The organism is Virgibacillus sp. CM-4 (genome assembly GCF_000445495.1).
GTDB classification, from domain to species: domain Bacteria; phylum Bacillota; class Bacilli; order Bacillales; family Amphibacillaceae; genus Virgibacillus; species Virgibacillus salexigens.
The window spans coordinates 163640-180458 of sequence record NZ_AUQA01000002.1; the positions used below are offsets into that span (position 1 = coordinate 163640).

Below are 16819 nucleotides of genomic sequence, written 5' to 3' on the forward strand. Positions count from 1 at the left end.
TTAATTTTCCTTTCGCTTAGCAGAGGATGGAAGATTTAATTGTTTACGGTACTTCATAATTGTTCTCCGTGCTATTTCAATTCCATGCTCTTGGTATAGTTTATCCATTAATTTTTTATCTGATAAGGGCTTTTGTTTATTTTCATTATCAATAAATTCAGTGATAAGACGTTTTATAACAAAGGTTGAAGTCTTTGAACCATTTTTCTGCTGAATACCTGTCTGTAAGAAGAAATTTAACGGCAACACACCATTCGGTGTTTGCACATATTTATTAGAAATGGCTCTGCTTATTGTTGATATATGCAAATCCAGGTAATCAGCAATTTCTTTTAATGTTAATGGCTGAAGGAAATGGATGCCATTCTCAAAAAAAAGATATTGTTTTTCCATAATACATTGAATTACGCGCTCTAACGTATTTCTCCGATACGAAATTGCTTTTTTTAAATCTTCAACTTGTTTCCATTTATTCTTGAGATAATCTACCGTTTGCTTTTCCCTATCCATGAGTTGCTTGTAATCTTGATTTAGCTGTAATGTTGGAGAGCCCCATGAAAAGAATGTAACTACCCACTTACCACTTTCCTTGAAAATAGATGCCTCCGGAATAATGTAGCTCGACTGTTTAGTAGATAATAGCTGACCGGGTTTAGGATGGCAATTCTTGATTTCTTCAAGCAATTCGCTAATGTAAGATTCTGGCAGCTGGTAGCTAGATGAAATGGTAGGAATCTCTTCTTGAGCAATCCAATCCAGATGATTTTCCAACAGATCTTCTAAAAAAAGTGGATCGTGCATGGATGTGTCCAATTGCAAACGAATACACTCGCTTAATGATCTCGCTCCAATCCCTGCAGGCTCTAATGATTGGATATGCAAAAGCGCCTGTTCCACATGATTTATAGTGGAGTGACATTTCTCCGCCCAAAGCTCCATTTCGACTTCTAGGTAACCGCTTTCATTTAATGAATCGATACCAAATAAAACCAACGGCCTTATTTCCTCGGCAATATCCAGCATGAATAATTGCTTCTTTAGTTGTTCATACATGTTCAATTCCTTCGCATTAATTTCCCCAGCAGCTGTATTATTATCAGCTGATGAATGATAATATGTTAAATCATCCTGGTATTGGATTTCGTCAATTAATGGATTTTCTTTCTCAACTTCTTTGATATAATCCATTAATTCTATACTGGAGAATTGCAGAATTTGAATTGACTGCATAAGGGATTGATTCATCTTCCATTTTAGAACTTGTTCATTAACAAGTTGTAATTTCATACATACCCTCTCCCAAATCAACTGCCGTTTCTTTTATTTTGACACAAATTTGCTTTTCCTTCTAGTCTATTTTATACAGCGAAATTTTTTACTTCATAAAACTATGCTATACTTACTATTCAGAATGACTAAAAAAGGGGTAGATTTTCTATGATCGAAGTATACACAGATGGTGCAGCCAATGGAGATCCAGGGCAAAGTGGTGCTGGTATTTATATGAAACAAGGAAAATCAACCTTTGAGTATACAATTCCACTAGGCATTCTTTCCAATCATGAAGCTGAATTCTTTGCAGTTATAAAAGCATTGGAAATATGTAAAGAACAATTCCCTGATGAAATATTATCGTTTCGTTCCGATTCCAAATTGGTTGTAGAGACAATTGAAAAACGTTTTACAAGAAACCCAAAATATATGCCTTTATTAGAAGTGATTCTTACAGAAACTGAGCACTTCCCTTATTTCTTTATAAAATGGATTCCTGAAAAGCAAAATATTCACGCGGATAAATTGTCTCGACAGGCAATTCATTTACATTGAATCCCAATGAATTACGCTTCCTGTCCCCACCTCTAGCATAAACCTAAATTGCAATTTAATCCGTCGGCTTCCTTCACCGTGAGCAGAAAACAATACCTACCACAGATTGAACTTGCCCTCTACCTAGAACATTTACTTGGATACGGATTATAATAAGAATAAGGTATTCATTTTTTTAAAGCTTCTTAGAGAGTTTGTAGACACTCCTATCTTCTACACGGACTTTTAATCCAGGCTATATGGTGCCTCTACCCTAAACATTTACCCAGTATTTTGATCCATCTTTGTTTCGTTTCATAAAACCATAATCAATTAGATATCTTCTAATTATCGCAAAATCACGATAAATTCTTTTTAGTACATCATTTACTTCTTTCTCTGTATAATTTTTGGTTTGATCAAATCGAGTGATTATATGTTGTAAGATAATTAGCTTTCGTTTTTCTTTACTAGGAAATGTTTCAATTGGTCCATCTGCACCCTTTTTAAAAAACGTACGTAACACCTTTTCTTGTTCTTCCATAGTTGCAACATATCGTTTATCCAACCTTTTTCCCTCCTTGTGAAAATGTATAAATGCTCGCTATATATCTTTATCCTAATCACAACGAATGAAAATAGGCCTGACTCCAGCGGAACAACACGGATTATAAGCTCATAAGCTACACCCAGTGGAAGTGCTTTTACTTCCCGGGTTAGCCATTGCTGCGTCCGCAAAGAGCAGTGCCTATTTCAGTTGGTTTAGCGAATAAATCGATAATTACTAAGAGCTAAATATCTCATCCTCTGAAGTCATAATAAAATCACCGATCTATTATAGAATTTGGCTTAATCCATTGAAGGATGATTTCCTCCTTGTGAAATTATTGATCGTTGTTATTCACTCTCGATAACCTGTATTTGCTTTTACTTGTACCTCTGCAAATCGTTTTAAATCCGCTTCCTTCGAAAATACCGTTCCCAAGTATCCACCAATAAATCCTAAAGGAACAGATATTAAAGCTGGATTAGTAAGTGGAAAAATAGGTTCACCAACTAATATGGCGGCTCCTTCTGTAGGAGAAAATACATTTGGACTTATGGATACCAAGATAATGGCGGAAAGTAAACCAAATAGCATGCCTGTAATTGCACCAGTTGTATTGAACCGTTTCCAATAAATGGTATAAAGGATAACAGGTAGATTCGCACTAGCGGCTACACAAAACGCTAACGACACCAAAAATGCAACATTCATGGTTTGGGCGAATAAAGCACATAAAATTGAGAAAACAGAGACACCTAAAGAAGCATACCGTGCAGCAATCATTTGTTGTTTATCTGTGGCCTTTCCTTTTTTAATAATTTGGCCATATATGTCATGCGCAAATGCAGAAGCACCAGATAAAACCAATCCTGCAACAACAGCAAGAATGGTTGCAAATGCTACTGCTGAAACGAACGACATGAGTAGATTACCACCAAGAGCCTCTGCTAATAATGGTGCTGCCATATTCCCTGCTGGATTGGCTGCAGTAATAAGCTCTTCTCCTACAAAAGCAGCTGCTCCAAACCCTAAGAAGATGGTCAGTACATAAAATATCCCTACAACCCACGTAGCTGTAACAACAGAACTCCTTGCTGTTTTTGCATTTTTCACAGTAAAAAACCGCATCAAGATATGAGGCAATCCTGCTGTTCCAAGCACTAAGGCTAACATTAATGAAATCGTATCGAGTGGTACTTTATACTTTAAGCCAGGATTTAAGTAATCAGCGCCATGGCTTGTCACGGTTTTCATTTCACTAAACATACCTAGAATATTAAAGTTAAACTTAGCCAATACCATAAATGCTATGATTACTGTACCAATCATCAATAAAACTGCTTTTATTATTTGTACCCAGCTAGTAGCTGTCATTCCACCAAATAATACATAAATTGTCATCATGACTCCAACAATTAATACGGCTATCCAATAATCAATATCAAATAATAGCTGAATTAATGCACCTGCTCCAACAAGCTGTGCAATCATGTAAAAAATCACAATCGTAATTGTACTTAAAGCTGCGATCGCTCTTACTTTTTTAGCATCGAATCGTGCATTAATCATATCGGCGAGTGTGTATTTCCCTAAATTCCGTAATGGCTCTGCAACTAAAAACATTACAACTAAGTAGGCAATTAAAAAACCAATACTATAAAAAAATCCATCGAAACCATAAAGTGCAATTGCTCCGGCAATACCTAAAAACGAAGCGGCTGATAAATAGTCCCCTGCAATAGCAAGTCCATTTTGCCAGCCAGTTAAACCTCCTCCTGCCGTATAAAAATCACCAGTCGTCTGTGTTTTTTTAGCAGCGTAATATGTGATAACTAGTGTGGCAAGGACAATTGCTAAAAACAATGTAATAACGGTCGCATTCATTCTCGTTCTCCTCCTAATTGATCTTCAATAATTTCATCCGATTGACGATCAAACTGGGCTGATTTCTTCACATAGATAATGCAGAAAACCCAAGTCATAATAAATTGCGCAAAAGCAAACAACCATGCCCACGATATATCCCCTATCGCTGGAGTATTCAAAAAGGTAGTATAAGAAGTTAGAACTGGAAGTAGAAAATAAAACACTAAAAAGAAAATGGTAAGGGGAATAATAAATCGTTTTCGTCTTGTAATTAAATCCTTAAATGAAGCACTTTCAGCCACCTGTTGATAATCAGGTTTTGTTTCTTGATACGACAATTCTTTGTAATCGCTTCCAACGTTCATATTGTTTCCTCCTTTTTTCCTGCTATTACTTAAAATAGCAGGCTTATTTTTCAATAACCAAATCGTATACTAATTTAAAACAATATTCAATAAATTATAAAAATTAAACCGGAATTTAGTAAAATAGTTGGATGCCTTCAAGGGACTCTTATAGCTTATAAACTTATCAATAAAATAAGGCCTTCCATACATATATGCTGGTAAGGCCTTTGTTATTATCATCGTAAAGATTATTCAACTACTTTATTTTCCATGTGTCCAATCTGTTCAACTTCAACTCCTACTACATCCCCATCTTGGAGAAACTGGGCAGGATTTCTAGCAAAGCCAACTCCATTAGGAGTACCTGTCATAATGATATCCCCTGGTTTCAATGTTATCAGTCTTGATATAAACTGGATAAGAAATGGGATATCGAATATGAGATTACTTGTATTCGATGATTGTCGTTCCTCACCATTTACAAATGATTTAATCTGTAAGTTCGCAGGATCTGTTATTTCATCAGTAGTTACTATACATGGCCCAATAGGTGTAGACCGATCTAACGTCTTTCCTTGTAGCCATTGCGGTGTCCGTTTTTGTAGGTCTCTAGCTGTTGTATCATTTCCAATGGTATATCCAGCGATATACTGAAATGCCTCATCCTTGAGTACTTTTGATGCTTCTTTTCCAATTACCACTGCGAGTTCTACTTCATAGTCAAGTTCTTTTGTAAACGCAGGCTTTTCAATATAAGCTTCTGGTCCAATTAATGCATTATCGTACTTGGCAAACAATACAGGAAACTCTGGAATATCTCCCTTCATTTCTTCTACATGATCAGCATAGTTTTTTCCAATACATATAATTTTTGAAGGAGAAGGAACTGGAGTTTCTAACCGTAGTTCTTCTCGGTTCATTCGTAACTCTATTGCTTCTTGCTCTAAGTTATAGTTTAATGCCTTTTGCGCTTTCTCAATTGCTGGGATACCTCTTGTAAAAAAATGTTGCGGATTAGATGGAAGTTCTTGTTCTAATTGGTCTACTGACTTCTCCTCATGTACGGAGATCAGATACTGTTTGTATGCATCTTGTAAATCCAATACTTGATCATTAATTAGGCAGCCAACTCTCGACTCATCCAATTCTTTCAACTGATAATTCACTAACTTCATTTCCTTACACTCCTTTCCTTTTTAAGGCAAACCATTGTAATATTTTAAAAATACAGGGAATTCCTCCTATTGTCTAGGTATAGTTTAAACAGGAAATTATCGTTCTTTTTTTATATAATGTTATATAAGATATTGTACAAGGAGGGTAAAAACTTGGACACCAATACGATTATTGAGTTAGCAGAGAGTGTTAACATACAGAATGAAAAACAATCATTAACCGTTGCTGAGAAACATCCATCATTAGAAGTTATTGGTGTAGGACGTAGTGCGGTTGTCTTTAAAATCAAGTCTACTTCCAAGGCCCTCAAAGTCTTTCCACCAGAATACGAACACATTGCATCAGAGGAAGCAGAAATTTATCAATTATTAAATGAAAACTCTTTTTTCCCTAAATTATATCAATCCGGAAAAAATTATCTACTAATCGATTATATTAATGGATACACATTATATGACTGTTTAACACTTGGCATTCCATTAACAGAAGAAAATATAAAAGAGGCAGACTTTGCTTTAAAACTCGCTAAACAGCAAGGGTTAAATCCCTCGGACATTCATTTACGAAATATTATTTTAACCCCAGAAGGAAATATAAAATTAATTGATGTTGCTCGTTTTCGACAGCTCTCACACGATCATCAATGGGATGATATTAAATTTATGTTCTCACGTATGTATTTTAGGAAATACAGCCCTAAAAAAGTACCTGCGTTTATATTAAATGGGATTGCGTATTTATATAAGAAAAAAGTAATACAAGTTCCGCTAATAAGATTGAAAAGGACTGACAATAAATAACAAAAAACTTCTATCGAAATGGTTTTTCTTTTTTGCAGGTGACATAAATAGCAGGTACAGGGTTTTTCCTGTACCTGCTATTTATTAAAATATACCTAGCGAAGCTAAAATAATGGCTACAATTACAGATATTACTGGAATCAAAACAGCTACTACAAAAATATCTTTATAACTATCTTTATGGGACATACCAGTAATGGTCAGCAAGGTTAAAACAGCTCCATTATGTGGCAGCGCATCTAGACCACCGGATGACAATGAAGCGATACGATGAAATGCTTCCGGTGAAATACCGGTATTTATAGCAATTTCGTAGTATTTTGACCCCAATGCTTCAAGGGCAATTCCCATCCCTCCTGAGGCTGACCCAGTTGCTCCAGCCAGCACATTGACAGCAACTGCTTCTGAAATTAACGGGTTTCCTTTGATGCCCATTAGGATTTCGGTTAGTTTCTCAAATCCTGGTACAACTTTTACCACAGTTCCGAATCCAACTGCCGCACTTGTATTTATAATAGCAATCACTGACCCTGTAGCACCATTATTAATCGCTTTAACAAAACTTTTTGCTTTGTGTAGATTTAAAAATAATAGCAGGGTAATACCCGAAATTAAGGCAATAACAATATCCCATTTGAAAACATTTAAGGTAATGAGAACGGCTAATAATGGTAAAAGAGATAATATAAAATTCGGTGTGGGTGCTTCCTTATTTTCGATATTATTCTCTTTCGGCTCTGTATAGGTTTCTCCATTCTTTGTTAATTTTTTCTCTCGCCAGCTTAGATAAAAATAACCACCGCCAGCCATTATTAAAGCTGCAATAATCCCCATTATTGGTGCAGCTGTGGCACTTGTCTGAAAGTAATCCATAGGAATTAAATTTTGAATTTGAGGTGTTCCTGGCAATGCAGTCATCGTAAATGTAAATGCACCTAATGCAACTGTTGCAGGAATTAGCCTTCTGCTTATATTCGCTTCACGAAATAATGTTAAAGCTAGTGGATAAACGGCAAACACCACTACAAATAAACTAACCCCTCCATAAGTCAAAACTGCTGATGATACTAATACCCCCAAGATCGCACGCCTTGTACCAATAATTTTCGTTAAAGCAACTGCAACGGATCTAGCCATCCCTGTATCTTCCATTAGCTTTCCAAATATCGCACCTAACATAAACACAGGAAACCATTGCTTAGCAAAAGATACAAATCCCCCCATGTATGTATCTTTGTATGCATCGAGCAAGTCTAATCCTCCTGTTAATGCAACCACTCCTGCTGCAATGGGTGCTACCCAAATAATTGACCACCCTAAGTAGGCTAACAGCATTAATACAATCAACCCCAGAATGATACCGATCATGAACAATCCCCCCCCCTATTTTCTTCTTGTTAACTGATTACATAACTTCTACTATCATGGCTATTCCTTGACCTCCGCCAATGCACAATGACACCATGCCATGCGTTTTGTTTTTACGATGCAGTTCTTTAATAAGTGTATATAATACACGCGTTCCACTAGCACCAATTGGATGCCCTAAAGCAATTGCACCGCCATTTACATTGACTTTATCTCGATCTAGCCCCAGTTCTTTTTCTACGGCTAAATACTGTGCTGCAAAAGCTTCATTCACTTCGAAGAGATCAATGTCTGACAACGATAATCCTGCATTCGCCAATGCTTTTTTCATAGCAGGAACAGGGCCTATTCCCATAATAGAAGGATCTACTCCAGCTATCCCCCATGAAATAATTTTAGCTATTGGTTTTAAACTGTTTTCCTGAACAAATTGCTCTCCTGCTAACACAACAGCTGCTGCTCCATCATTAATACCACTTGCATTTCCCCCAGTTACCGTACCATCTGATGTAAAAGAAGGCTTTAGTTTCGCTAATCGCTCCATCGTTGTATCTTCTCGAATATGTTCATCGGTATCCATTAGGGACATTCCTTTTCTTGTTTTCACCTCAACGGGGACAATTTCATCGGTAAATATCCCTCGATTCCTTGCTTCAGCTGCACGACGATGACTTTCGTATGCATACGCATCTTGAGCTTCTCGGGAAATATCATATTTTTTCGCTAAATTTTCTGCAGTTACCCCCATCCCTGCTCCAATATATTCATCGGTAAGAGCCGCCCAAAGCATGTCATCCATTTTGGGTGTTCCTAATTTTGTACCAAACCTGCTGCCTCTCAATGCATATGGGGCTAAACTCATATTTTCAACTCCACCAGCCAGTGCTGCCTGTCCTTCTTGTAATTGAATTGATTGCGCAGCATTGATAACCGCTTGTAGCCCAGAACCGCATAATCGATTCACAGTTAGGGAGTTACTTTCTAATGGAATGCCCGTTTGCAACGACAAATGTCTCGTTAAATAAGGGGCGTTTTTAGCTGAGTGAATCACATTTCCCATAACAGTGAAATCAATTGAACTAGCATCCATTTTACTTCGATTGAGTGCTTCTTTGCTTGCTATCACTCCAAGCTCCGTTGGATCAATATCTTTAAGAGCTCCACCAAAAGTACCAAATGGAGTTCTTGCGCCTTCTAATAGATAAACATTTTCCATGTCTGTTACTCCTCTCTTAATTATTGTGCTGTATAGCCGCCATCAATAATGATCGCCTGCCCAGTGACACCTTTCGCCTTATCACTTGCTAGGAAGATGGTATAGTCCGCAATTTCTGCCACGGACAATAACCGCTTTTGTGGAACCAGAGGATAAATAACTTCTTCCAACACTTTCTCCAGAGAAACATCTCGCGTTTTTGCCAGATCCTCCAGTTGATTACGAACCAATGGTGTATCCACATAACCTGGACAAACAGCATTCACCGTTATGCCATCTGAAGCACCTTCTAAAGCTGCAACTTTTGTTAGTCCAATTATTCCATGTTTGGAACTGTTATAAGCAGCTTTACCCGCAAATCCAATAACCCCATTAATCGAAGATATATTTATAATCCGTCCACTTCCTTGTTGCTTCATGATTGGGAAGACATGCTTCGTTGCAGCAAACGGTGCTACTAGCATTACCTTAGTCATAAACTCGAACTTCTCTGTCGGAAATTCCTCGATGGGAGATACATGCTGCAAACCAGCATTATTAATGAGAACATCAAGTCTTCCATAATGCTTAACAGTTTGATCTATTGCCTGTTTTAGTTGATTCTCATTTGTTACATCACATGTTAATCCGAGACAATCATAGCCTTGTTCCTTCAATTTATTTACTACTTCATTAACCTTTGTTTCATTTATATCTGTAAAAACAACGGAAGCATTACTTGTTAAAAACGCGACACCAATTTCATAACCAATTCCACTTGCTGCACCAGTAATAAATACTACTTGATTCTCTACCATTTTTAGTTCCTCCCATTTTTTAAAACGCTTCTTCAATTAGCTGTTTGCTTACATGGAGCTTAGCACCTGTTGATTCCTTTACTTCATCTATTGTCCATCCTTGCGCCGTTTCTTGTAAAACAAAGCCATCCTTGGTGACGTCAATAACCGCTCGATCTGTAATAATTCGATCCACTACATTTTTTCCGGTTAATGGCAACTGGCATTCTTTTAAGATTTTGGGTTCCCCATGCCTTGTCACATGATCCATAATAATAACTATTTTTTTTGCACCGTGAACAATATCCATAGCCCCTCCCATTCCTTTAATCATTTTTCCTGGGATCATCCAATTTGCTAAATCACCCGATTCAGAAACTTCCATACCACCTAAAATGGCAAGATCTAAATGTTCTCCACGAATCATTGCAAAAGACTCTGCACTGCTAAAATAAGCTGCCCCAGTAACAGCTGTCACCGTTTCCTTCCCCGCATTAATTAAGTCTGGATCAACTTCATGTTTATCCGGAAACCTTCCTATTCCAAGCAAACCATTTTCTGATTGAAGAATAACTTTTTTATCAGCTTGAATATAATTGGCTACCTTTGTTGGCATGCCAATTCCTAGATTAACATAGGAACCGCTTACAATTTCACGCTCAGCTCTTATTGCGATTTTTTCTCTTGTGGATACCTTATCAAATTGTTTTAACATCATGATTACCTCCCTATTACTAATCTTCTTGTTGTACCGTTAATCTTTCAATTCTTTTCTCCTGTTTCCCTTCAATTATGCCATCTACATATATTCCTGGTGTATGGATATATGCTGGATCTATTCTACCTGTTTCCACTACCTGCTCGACTTCAGCAATTGTTACCTTACCAGCTGCAGCCATCATTGGATTGAAATTTTGTGCTGTTTTTGCATACTGTAAATTCCCGTGTTTATCCCCTATCGCTGCTCTAATAAGACTAAAATCGGATTTGAGCGCAGTCTCAAGCAAATAGTCTTTTCCTTCAAAACTCCGAATTTCCTTTCCTTCAGCTAAAGGTGTGCCAACACCTGCAGGCGTATAAAATCCTGGAATCCCGGCTCCACCTGCTCTAATTCTTTCTGATAACGTTCCTTGAGGGACAAGTTCCACCTTTAATTCTCCCGATAATACTTGGCGTTCAAATGCTTTGTTTTCCCCTACATATGATCCAATCATTCGATCAATTTGATGATTTTTTAATAATAAACCTAACCCCCAGTCATCGACTCCACAATTATTCGAAACAACCGTTAAATGCTTTACATTGGATTCAACTAAAGCCAAGATAAGATTTTCCGGAATTCCTACCAAGCCAAAGCCTCCTACCATAATTGTTGCTCCATCTTCCATTTTTTCTATAGCTTCTGTAAAGGTTTGATATATTTCCTTCATCCCTTAACACCCCTCTCCCTCATATATAGCAAAAATTATGCCAAATAATTTTTATTGCTTAACCACTGTCTTCCATTTGAAATGGATCTGCATAACAAAGGATAATTCCTTTTTTACAATTTGATTAATAAAAAAACCAATCTTCCACAAGAATGGAAAATTGGTTCATATCAGTTATATAAATAATGTAAGCACTTACTGTTTTCAGTATCCTACCAATGATTCCGAAAAGGTGGAATCTTTTCCGGAAAATCGGAACTAGGATATACCATACTTTTTTAGTTTTTCATATAGACTGGATTTCTTTATTCCTAAGGTTTTCATCGCGGCTTCTTTATTTCCTTTTGCTTTTTCAATTGCATATTGAATTGCTGCTTTTTCTGCGTTCTCCAATATTTCTTTTAAGTTACCAGTTTGTTTCACTGTGTTGATTTGTGAACGCAATCGATCTGGTAGATCATCTACACTAATTCTCTCCTGATTGGTTAAATGTATGGCTGATTCAATTACATTTTCCAATTCACGAATATTTCCTGGCCAGCTGTAATGAGTAAGTTGACTCATAGCTGCTGAATCAATATCCATTATACGCTTGCCTGTACGTTTTCTCACTTTGTGGAGAATAAACTTTGAAATCAAACGAATGTCATCCGGTCTTTCACGTAATGGTGGAATAAATAGTTGAACGACATTGATTCGATAGAACAAGTCCTCTCTAAATCGTTGGGTCTCCATTAACTCCTCTAATGGCTGATTGGTTGCAGCGATAATCCTCACATCTATCTTCTGAGGCGTTTCTGAACCAATTGATTCTATCTCTCCTTCTTGCAGGACTCGTAAGATTTTCACTTGTGCACTCAATGGCATATCACCAATTTCATCTAAAAACAATGTTCCTCCATCCGCTAATTGGAACTTACCTAGTTTTCCGCCTCTTTTTGCTCCAGTAAACGCTCCTTCTTTATAACCAAATAGTTCCGATTCAATTAGGTGTTCAGGAATTGCTGCACAATTCACTTTTACAAATGGCTTTGTATTTCGTTCACTTAAATGATGGATACTATGAGCAAACAATTCCTTTCCCGTACCGCTTTCTCCTCTGAGAAGTATCGAGACATCTCCAGGGGAAACTTTCTTTATTTTTTCTTTTAAATCACTCATTTGCTTAGAGCTTCCAGCTATATCATGAAGCGAATACGTAATACCATGTTGTTCCTTTAATTGATTGCGATAATGTTCTATTTCCAGCAACAAATCTTTAATATGACTATTCATAAGCATCCATTCTTTTGTATCTCGATACAGAACCGTCCCTACTGCACCTACTACATTTCCATTGGAACGAACTGGAATTCGATTGGCAATCATATGGTTACCGCGAATGTACTGAAGATCTGCTATTTCTTCCTTACCTGTTTGGACTACGATATGCATCCGCGTATTTTCGATCACGTTTGTGACATGCTTACCAATAACTTCCTGCTTATCCATCTCAAGAAAACGGCAATAGCTTTTATTCATGTAAGTTACTATACCATCCTCATCAACAACCACAAAGCAATGGTAAGCATTCTCGAAAACGGTTTCAAAAATCTCATCTTTATAATGGGATGTTAAGGTTGTCATGACACACTCCTCATTTCCATGTTATTAGTTATATTATAATTGGAATGTCAACGAAATTCATTTCTAAATAACAGCTATTTTCTGTAAAATCCTCTTGGCGAATATGTTGCTAGTAAAAAAGCAAGATCCACCTATAGGAGCTTGCTTTCATTTCAATTCTTTGAATGATAGTGAAGTCTGCCGAGTAAATATTTTAATTCTTCAGCTTCAATCTGACCTGGAGCAGAAGCTTGTTTACCTGAACCAAATGTTGCTGCTGATCCTACCATTTCTCCAGCAATTCTGCTTAGTAACCCCATTTGACCCATTGCTATTGTAATAAATGGCTGCTTCGCATAAGTCGTCTTCATCGTTTCTGCAACGGCTAATAGCCGCAAAACATCCATTATACACGTTGGCATTACCGCAATCTTTAGGATATCTGCACCAGCTTCTTGCATGGTAACTAATCGATTTATCATTTCCTCATTCGCAGGTGTTGCTTGAAAATCATGATTAGACATAATGACCATTATTTGCTGCTCTTTTGCCTTTTTCACCAGTCTCTTAACGATAGAAGATCCAATAAATAATTCAATATCAACCAAATCAGGATATTTAGATTCAATTACCGCTGTCAGCAAGTTCATATAATAGGAAGAACTGGTTTCCTTCTGCCCTCCTTCTTTGTACGAGCGAAAGGTAAACAGCAACGGAATTTCACCCAACGCTTCTTTTATTTCTGAGAGCACATGGATTACCGTTTCTAGCTTATCCCCTTCTATTAAAGCATCTGCTCGCCATTCAACCATATCCGGATTTTCTTTTTTCACTTCTTGGATTTCTATCTTTAATTCATGTGCTGTAGCCGCCATCAAAGGTATAATGACTTTCGGGATACCTGTACCAATTTGTACATTTTTTACAGATACAATATTCAACTTTTTCTCCCCCATTAACGTATTAACTATTTATTATAATCGTTACATGATATGTTGCCAACAAATACAGAACATCCTTTTTTGCCTCGTGCATAGATATTCAATTTGGTCTATAATTGGAAAAAATGATTGGAAAGAAAGAGGTAACGTATGAACGGACAAGATATACCATTACGACAAAAAAGTATTGTTTTGATTGGATTTATGGGAGTTGGAAAAACAACTATTGGCAAAGAAATAGCCAAAAAGCTGTTTCGAGATTTTATTGATGCAGATCAAGAGATTGAGGCAACATTTGGTTTACCTGCTTCTGAGATTTTTCAAACCTATGGCGAGCATGTATTTAGACAGAAAGAAAAAGAAATTATCCAAGGACTTTGTAATCAAAAGCTAAAAATTATTTCTCTAGGTGGCGGAGCATTTCTTCAAGAGGATATAAGGAAAATGTGTCTAGACAAGTGCATTGTCTTTTACTTAGATTTATCTTGGGAATCTTGGCAAGATCGAATTAGTTTACTTATTGACAGCCGGCCTGTCCTACAAGGGAAAAGTCTTGACGAAATAAAAGCATTATTCGAAGAAAGGAAATCCATTTATCAAGACCATCATTCAACCGTTCCCACTGACCAATTAATGATTGATGAAGCAGCCTCTTATATTGTGGATTCTTTAAAAACAGCTTGGGACATATATGAACCACAAAAATAATAACTTGGAGTTTTCTTTTTCTTTTTAGTGGGGTATAATATAATTAGTTAATCATAAGATAAGAATGGTCTTACTTTTGAAGAATGTAAAGACCGATGGTGCTGGTACACCATCGGCCATGTACAATAGCCCTTCAAGGGGGCGGCTCACACAGTTTATAGAAAATAACTACCCACTATGCTTGCCAGGCTTATGGGTGGTTATTTTTTTTGTGACAGCAATGCAACAACTAATGAACCAAACGAGATCATCAGCACAAGCGCTTCAAACACTGTCATAGGCATCGCCCCCTCTCCTGCAATTCAGTCAGGGAGTGAAACCGCCACCCACGAAAGCCATATTGTACAGCTATATTGTAACAAAAATTATGCTTAATTCCTATTTTTGGATGTAATGCCCATCTACATCATTATTTAATCAACCCAGATATCTAGAATATTTATCCGTTCAATCGCCGTCTCATTGTCTAAGGTTAATCTATTTTTATTAATATTTTTTAATTTTCCTCTATGGGTTAAATAATCTCGACCATTATAATGCTTAATTTCAATTGTCAAATCATTACATATAGCTAATTGCAGTTGAGCATCCATTTCCACAAGCCGCTGTTCATCCAGGACAGGTTTTTCCTTATATTCCTGTTCCGCCCACATTCTATTCAATAATTCCACATGTTCAGGTAACATCATTGATGTCCATTTAATGGATCCACGATCATTCATACTCATTAAGCACTTTCCTTTCTTTTAACTGGTCCACATGAAAGAATGTTTTTAAAGGTAAACCTTCGCAGTTGTTGACGATAAAAACAATATGCCAATATGGAATTTCGGTTTATTTCTACCACCCTTATTAATCGTTGTGTTATCTGATTGTCGTGATCAATATAAACTAAAACGAGTTTTTGCTTTTTTTCTTTTGAACGTTGAAGTAATCCTATCACAATATGACACCTCTTCAAGAACGTTTGTTCTTATTGTATCACAAAAACAGAACATATATGCGTGTTTTTAACTAGTAATTTTTTCATATCTGTTTATTTATTTTTTTCTGTATCATCAGCTGTTGTTTCTTCTATCTTCATATTTTCTAAATCAAGCAAGGAAAGCATTTCACGAACCACTATGTTAATTTTTTTGTCGATCACTGCCTCCCCATATTTTTGCTTAGCAAGTTCGATGTTTTTTATTACATCCTCTCCAAATTGAATAATTGGAACATCCGTTTCTAAATTATTAAAAAGATCGATAAATTCATCCAAAGCCTTATCAAACCGTTTGCTTTCCATATCATTAGCCTTCATATTTATCACCCAGTATTAGGATAACCAAATATCATTATAGAAATCACCTCAACATATGAAAGAACGCTGCTTTTTAATACAAGCTTATTCACATGGCAACCGCATGGAATGGAGATGTTAGAAGTAAGGGTTCGAACCCACGTAAGACCAGGCCTTTGAGAAATGTACTGTACCATTCTCTGTATAAAAAAAATCCATCGAGCATCCCCTCGATGGACAAAACGATTCGTAACATCTTAGTCTTTCACTATTTAATTAAATGATTTGCTTGCAGTACTTCTTTTTGTTGTCTTCCCCGTTCAGTAATGTAATTATTTTTAAACCAAGCCCAAATACTAGCAAAAGCTGTAAATAACAAGGAAAGAATTTCACCCCAAAGTTCTTGGGAGCCAGGAATCGGATTTTTTCCTGCTGCAATAAGAAATTGATTAATTAATGCTAATACCAAAACAATCGTACGAATAAGCGTGCCTCGGTCCATGTTGTTCACCTCCATCTTGTAAAAATAAAGGTAAGCGAATTGCTTGTACTTATATATATGCCAAGAAGGTGTGACTTTATGGTAAAAACATTCGTAACATTTTTGCACCATTACCAATAGAGTTCTACGTTTATCAATAAATACGACAAATATCGCTTTCATTCCTGCTTACTTCTATCAAAATTAACGAAAAATTAATGCTCAATATAAAAGCACGTATAAACAAAACCTTTGTTTATACGTGCTTTTAAAGGATTAACTAACGCGCCCGGAGGGATTCGAACCCCCGACTCACGGTACCGGAAACCGTTGCTCTATCCCCTGAGCTACGGGCGCATGTACTATTATATAAATGAGACACATAGAATATTATAACGTCAACTCAGCTGTTACACAAGTATTTTTTCTCTAAGATAGGTTTATTTTTTATTCAGATGGGAATGAATGTA

19 protein-coding genes and 1 tRNA gene are annotated in these 16819 nt (G+C 36.6%); 3 read left to right on the forward strand and 17 right to left on the reverse strand.

Annotation, left to right across the window (positions count from 1 at the left end):
* Positions 1 to 1287 carry an RNA polymerase factor sigma-54 gene (rpoN, locus tag M948_RS24700; protein ID WP_021289034.1) on the reverse strand — a complete coding sequence of 429 codons (1287 nt, stop codon included), beginning with the start codon at positions 1285 to 1287 and terminating at the stop codon, positions 1 to 3.
* Between the two features lie 150 nt (positions 1288 to 1437).
* Here rpoN and M948_RS24705 point away from each other — a divergent pair, with 150 nt between their 5' ends.
* Entirely contained in the window at positions 1438 to 1827 is a 390-nt protein-coding gene (locus M948_RS24705; RefSeq protein ID WP_021289035.1) for a ribonuclease HI family protein, read from the forward strand.
* A 253-nt stretch (positions 1828 to 2080) separates the two neighbouring features.
* Here M948_RS24705 and M948_RS24710 read toward each other — a convergent pair whose 3' ends face one another.
* The 4 genes from M948_RS24710 to M948_RS24725 all read right to left on the reverse strand — a co-directional run bounded on the left by M948_RS24710 (position 2081) and on the right by M948_RS24725 (position 5741).
* Positions 2081 to 2374 carry a DUF2087 domain-containing protein gene (locus M948_RS24710; protein ID WP_021289036.1) on the reverse strand — a complete coding sequence of 98 codons (294 nt, stop codon included), beginning with the start codon at positions 2372 to 2374 and terminating at the stop codon, positions 2081 to 2083.
* 333 nt (positions 2375 to 2707) lie between these two features.
* Positions 2708 to 4237, reverse strand: coding sequence for a solute symporter family protein (locus M948_RS24715; protein WP_021289037.1), 1530 nt, complete (start codon positions 4235 to 4237; stop codon positions 2708 to 2710).
* Positions 4234 to 4584, reverse strand: a complete 351-nt coding sequence (locus M948_RS24720) for a DUF485 domain-containing protein (RefSeq protein WP_021289038.1) — start codon at positions 4582 to 4584, stop codon at positions 4234 to 4236. Before M948_RS24720 ends, M948_RS24715 begins: the two co-directional genes overlap by 4 nt.
* A gap of 230 nt (positions 4585 to 4814) precedes the next feature.
* A complete protein-coding gene (locus tag M948_RS24725; RefSeq protein WP_021289039.1) occupies positions 4815 to 5741 on the reverse strand; it encodes a fumarylacetoacetate hydrolase family protein in 927 nt (308 codons plus the stop codon).
* Between the two features lie 153 nt (positions 5742 to 5894).
* Between M948_RS24725 and M948_RS24730 the strand changes: the two genes are divergently transcribed.
* Positions 5895 to 6542 carry a hypothetical protein gene (locus M948_RS24730; RefSeq protein WP_021289040.1) on the forward strand — a complete coding sequence of 216 codons (648 nt, stop codon included), beginning with the start codon at positions 5895 to 5897 and terminating at the stop codon, positions 6540 to 6542.
* Positions 6543 to 6626: 84 nt separating this feature from the next.
* Here the strand turns inward: M948_RS24730 and M948_RS24735 are convergent, their stop codons facing one another.
* From M948_RS24735 to aroD, 7 genes are all read right to left on the reverse strand, one after another.
* A complete protein-coding gene (locus tag M948_RS24735) occupies positions 6627 to 7910 on the reverse strand; it encodes a GntP family permease (protein WP_021289041.1) in 1284 nt (427 codons plus the stop codon).
* A 37-nt stretch (positions 7911 to 7947) separates the two neighbouring features.
* Complete coding sequence (locus M948_RS24740) at positions 7948 to 9126, reverse strand: thiolase family protein (protein WP_021289042.1); 1179 nt, start codon at positions 9124 to 9126, stop codon at positions 7948 to 7950.
* A 20-nt stretch (positions 9127 to 9146) separates the two neighbouring features.
* The gene (locus tag M948_RS24745; protein WP_021289043.1) at positions 9147 to 9923 is read right to left on the reverse strand and encodes a 3-hydroxybutyrate dehydrogenase; all 777 of its coding nucleotides are present in this window, start codon (positions 9921 to 9923) and stop codon (positions 9147 to 9149) included.
* 19 nt (positions 9924 to 9942) lie between these two features.
* Positions 9943 to 10617 carry a 3-oxoacid CoA-transferase subunit B gene (locus M948_RS24750; RefSeq protein WP_021289044.1) on the reverse strand — a complete coding sequence of 225 codons (675 nt, stop codon included), beginning with the start codon at positions 10615 to 10617 and terminating at the stop codon, positions 9943 to 9945.
* 19 nt (positions 10618 to 10636) lie between these two features.
* Entirely contained in the window at positions 10637 to 11332 is a 696-nt protein-coding gene (locus tag M948_RS24755; protein WP_021289045.1) for a CoA transferase subunit A, read from the reverse strand.
* Between the two features lie 258 nt (positions 11333 to 11590).
* Complete coding sequence (locus M948_RS24760) at positions 11591 to 12958, reverse strand: sigma-54 interaction domain-containing protein (protein ID WP_021289046.1); 1368 nt, start codon at positions 12956 to 12958, stop codon at positions 11591 to 11593.
* Positions 12959 to 13110: 152 nt separating this feature from the next.
* Complete coding sequence (aroD, locus tag M948_RS24765; protein ID WP_021289047.1) at positions 13111 to 13878, reverse strand: type I 3-dehydroquinate dehydratase; 768 nt, start codon at positions 13876 to 13878, stop codon at positions 13111 to 13113.
* Between the two features lie 150 nt (positions 13879 to 14028).
* On the opposite strand from aroD, the gene M948_RS24770 reads away from it, so the two are divergent.
* Positions 14029 to 14586, forward strand: a complete 558-nt coding sequence (locus tag M948_RS24770) for a shikimate kinase (RefSeq protein ID WP_021289048.1) — start codon at positions 14029 to 14031, stop codon at positions 14584 to 14586.
* A 200-nt stretch (positions 14587 to 14786) separates the two neighbouring features.
* Here the strand turns inward: M948_RS24770 and M948_RS43950 are convergent, their stop codons facing one another.
* From M948_RS43950 to M948_RS24795, 5 genes are all read right to left on the reverse strand, one after another.
* Positions 14787 to 14870, reverse strand: a complete 84-nt coding sequence (locus tag M948_RS43950; protein ID WP_220096165.1) for a putative holin-like toxin — start codon at positions 14868 to 14870, stop codon at positions 14787 to 14789.
* Between the two features lie 129 nt (positions 14871 to 14999).
* Complete coding sequence (locus M948_RS24775; protein ID WP_021289049.1) at positions 15000 to 15314, reverse strand: YolD-like family protein; 315 nt, start codon at positions 15312 to 15314, stop codon at positions 15000 to 15002.
* 308 nt (positions 15315 to 15622) lie between these two features.
* Positions 15623 to 15889: a hypothetical protein gene (locus M948_RS24785; protein WP_021289051.1), complete on the reverse strand. Its 267-nt coding sequence runs from the start codon at positions 15887 to 15889 to the stop codon at positions 15623 to 15625.
* Between the two features lie 247 nt (positions 15890 to 16136).
* Positions 16137 to 16370, reverse strand: a complete 234-nt coding sequence (locus M948_RS24790) for a phage holin (protein ID WP_021289052.1) — start codon at positions 16368 to 16370, stop codon at positions 16137 to 16139.
* A 263-nt stretch (positions 16371 to 16633) separates the two neighbouring features.
* A tRNA-Arg gene (locus M948_RS24795) sits at positions 16634 to 16706 on the reverse strand.
* Positions 16707 to 16819 lie beyond the last annotated feature (113 nt).

Excerpts from the sequence above, each read along its gene's own strand:
- rpoN (WP_021289034.1), bottom strand. The coding sequence starts at position 1,287 with ATGAAATTACAACTTGTTAATGAACAAGTTCTAAAATGGAAGATGAAT.
- M948_RS24705 (WP_021289035.1), top strand. The coding sequence starts at position 1,438 with ATGATCGAAGTATACACAGATGGTGCAGCCAATGGAGATCCAGGGCAA.
- M948_RS24715 (WP_021289037.1), bottom strand. The coding sequence starts at position 4,237 with ATGAATGCGACCGTTATTACATTGTTTTTAGCAATTGTCCTTGCCACA.
- M948_RS24720 (WP_021289038.1), bottom strand. The coding sequence starts at position 4,584 with ATGAACGTTGGAAGCGATTACAAAGAATTGTCGTATCAAGAAACAAAA.
- M948_RS24725 (WP_021289039.1), bottom strand. The coding sequence starts at position 5,741 with ATGAAGTTAGTGAATTATCAGTTGAAAGAATTGGATGAGTCGAGAGTT.
- M948_RS24735 (WP_021289041.1), bottom strand. The coding sequence starts at position 7,910 with ATGATCGGTATCATTCTGGGGTTGATTGTATTAATGCTGTTAGCCTAC.
- M948_RS24740 (WP_021289042.1), bottom strand. The coding sequence starts at position 9,126 with ATGGAAAATGTTTATCTATTAGAAGGCGCAAGAACTCCATTTGGTACT.
- M948_RS24745 (WP_021289043.1), bottom strand. The coding sequence starts at position 9,923 with ATGGTAGAGAATCAAGTAGTATTTATTACTGGTGCAGCAAGTGGAATT.
- M948_RS24750 (WP_021289044.1), bottom strand. The coding sequence starts at position 10,617 with ATGTTAAAACAATTTGATAAGGTATCCACAAGAGAAAAAATCGCAATA.
- M948_RS24755 (WP_021289045.1), bottom strand. The coding sequence starts at position 11,332 with ATGAAGGAAATATATCAAACCTTTACAGAAGCTATAGAAAAAATGGAA.
- M948_RS24760 (WP_021289046.1), bottom strand. The coding sequence starts at position 12,958 with ATGACAACCTTAACATCCCATTATAAAGATGAGATTTTTGAAACCGTT.
- M948_RS24770 (WP_021289048.1), top strand. The coding sequence starts at position 14,029 with ATGAACGGACAAGATATACCATTACGACAAAAAAGTATTGTTTTGATT.
- M948_RS43950 (WP_220096165.1), bottom strand. The coding sequence starts at position 14,870 with ATGCCTATGACAGTGTTTGAAGCGCTTGTGCTGATGATCTCGTTTGGT.
- M948_RS24775 (WP_021289049.1), bottom strand. The coding sequence starts at position 15,314 with ATGAGTATGAATGATCGTGGATCCATTAAATGGACATCAATGATGTTA.
- M948_RS24785 (WP_021289051.1), bottom strand. The coding sequence starts at position 15,889 with ATGAAGGCTAATGATATGGAAAGCAAACGGTTTGATAAGGCTTTGGAT.
- M948_RS24790 (WP_021289052.1), bottom strand. The coding sequence starts at position 16,370 with ATGGACCGAGGCACGCTTATTCGTACGATTGTTTTGGTATTAGCATTA.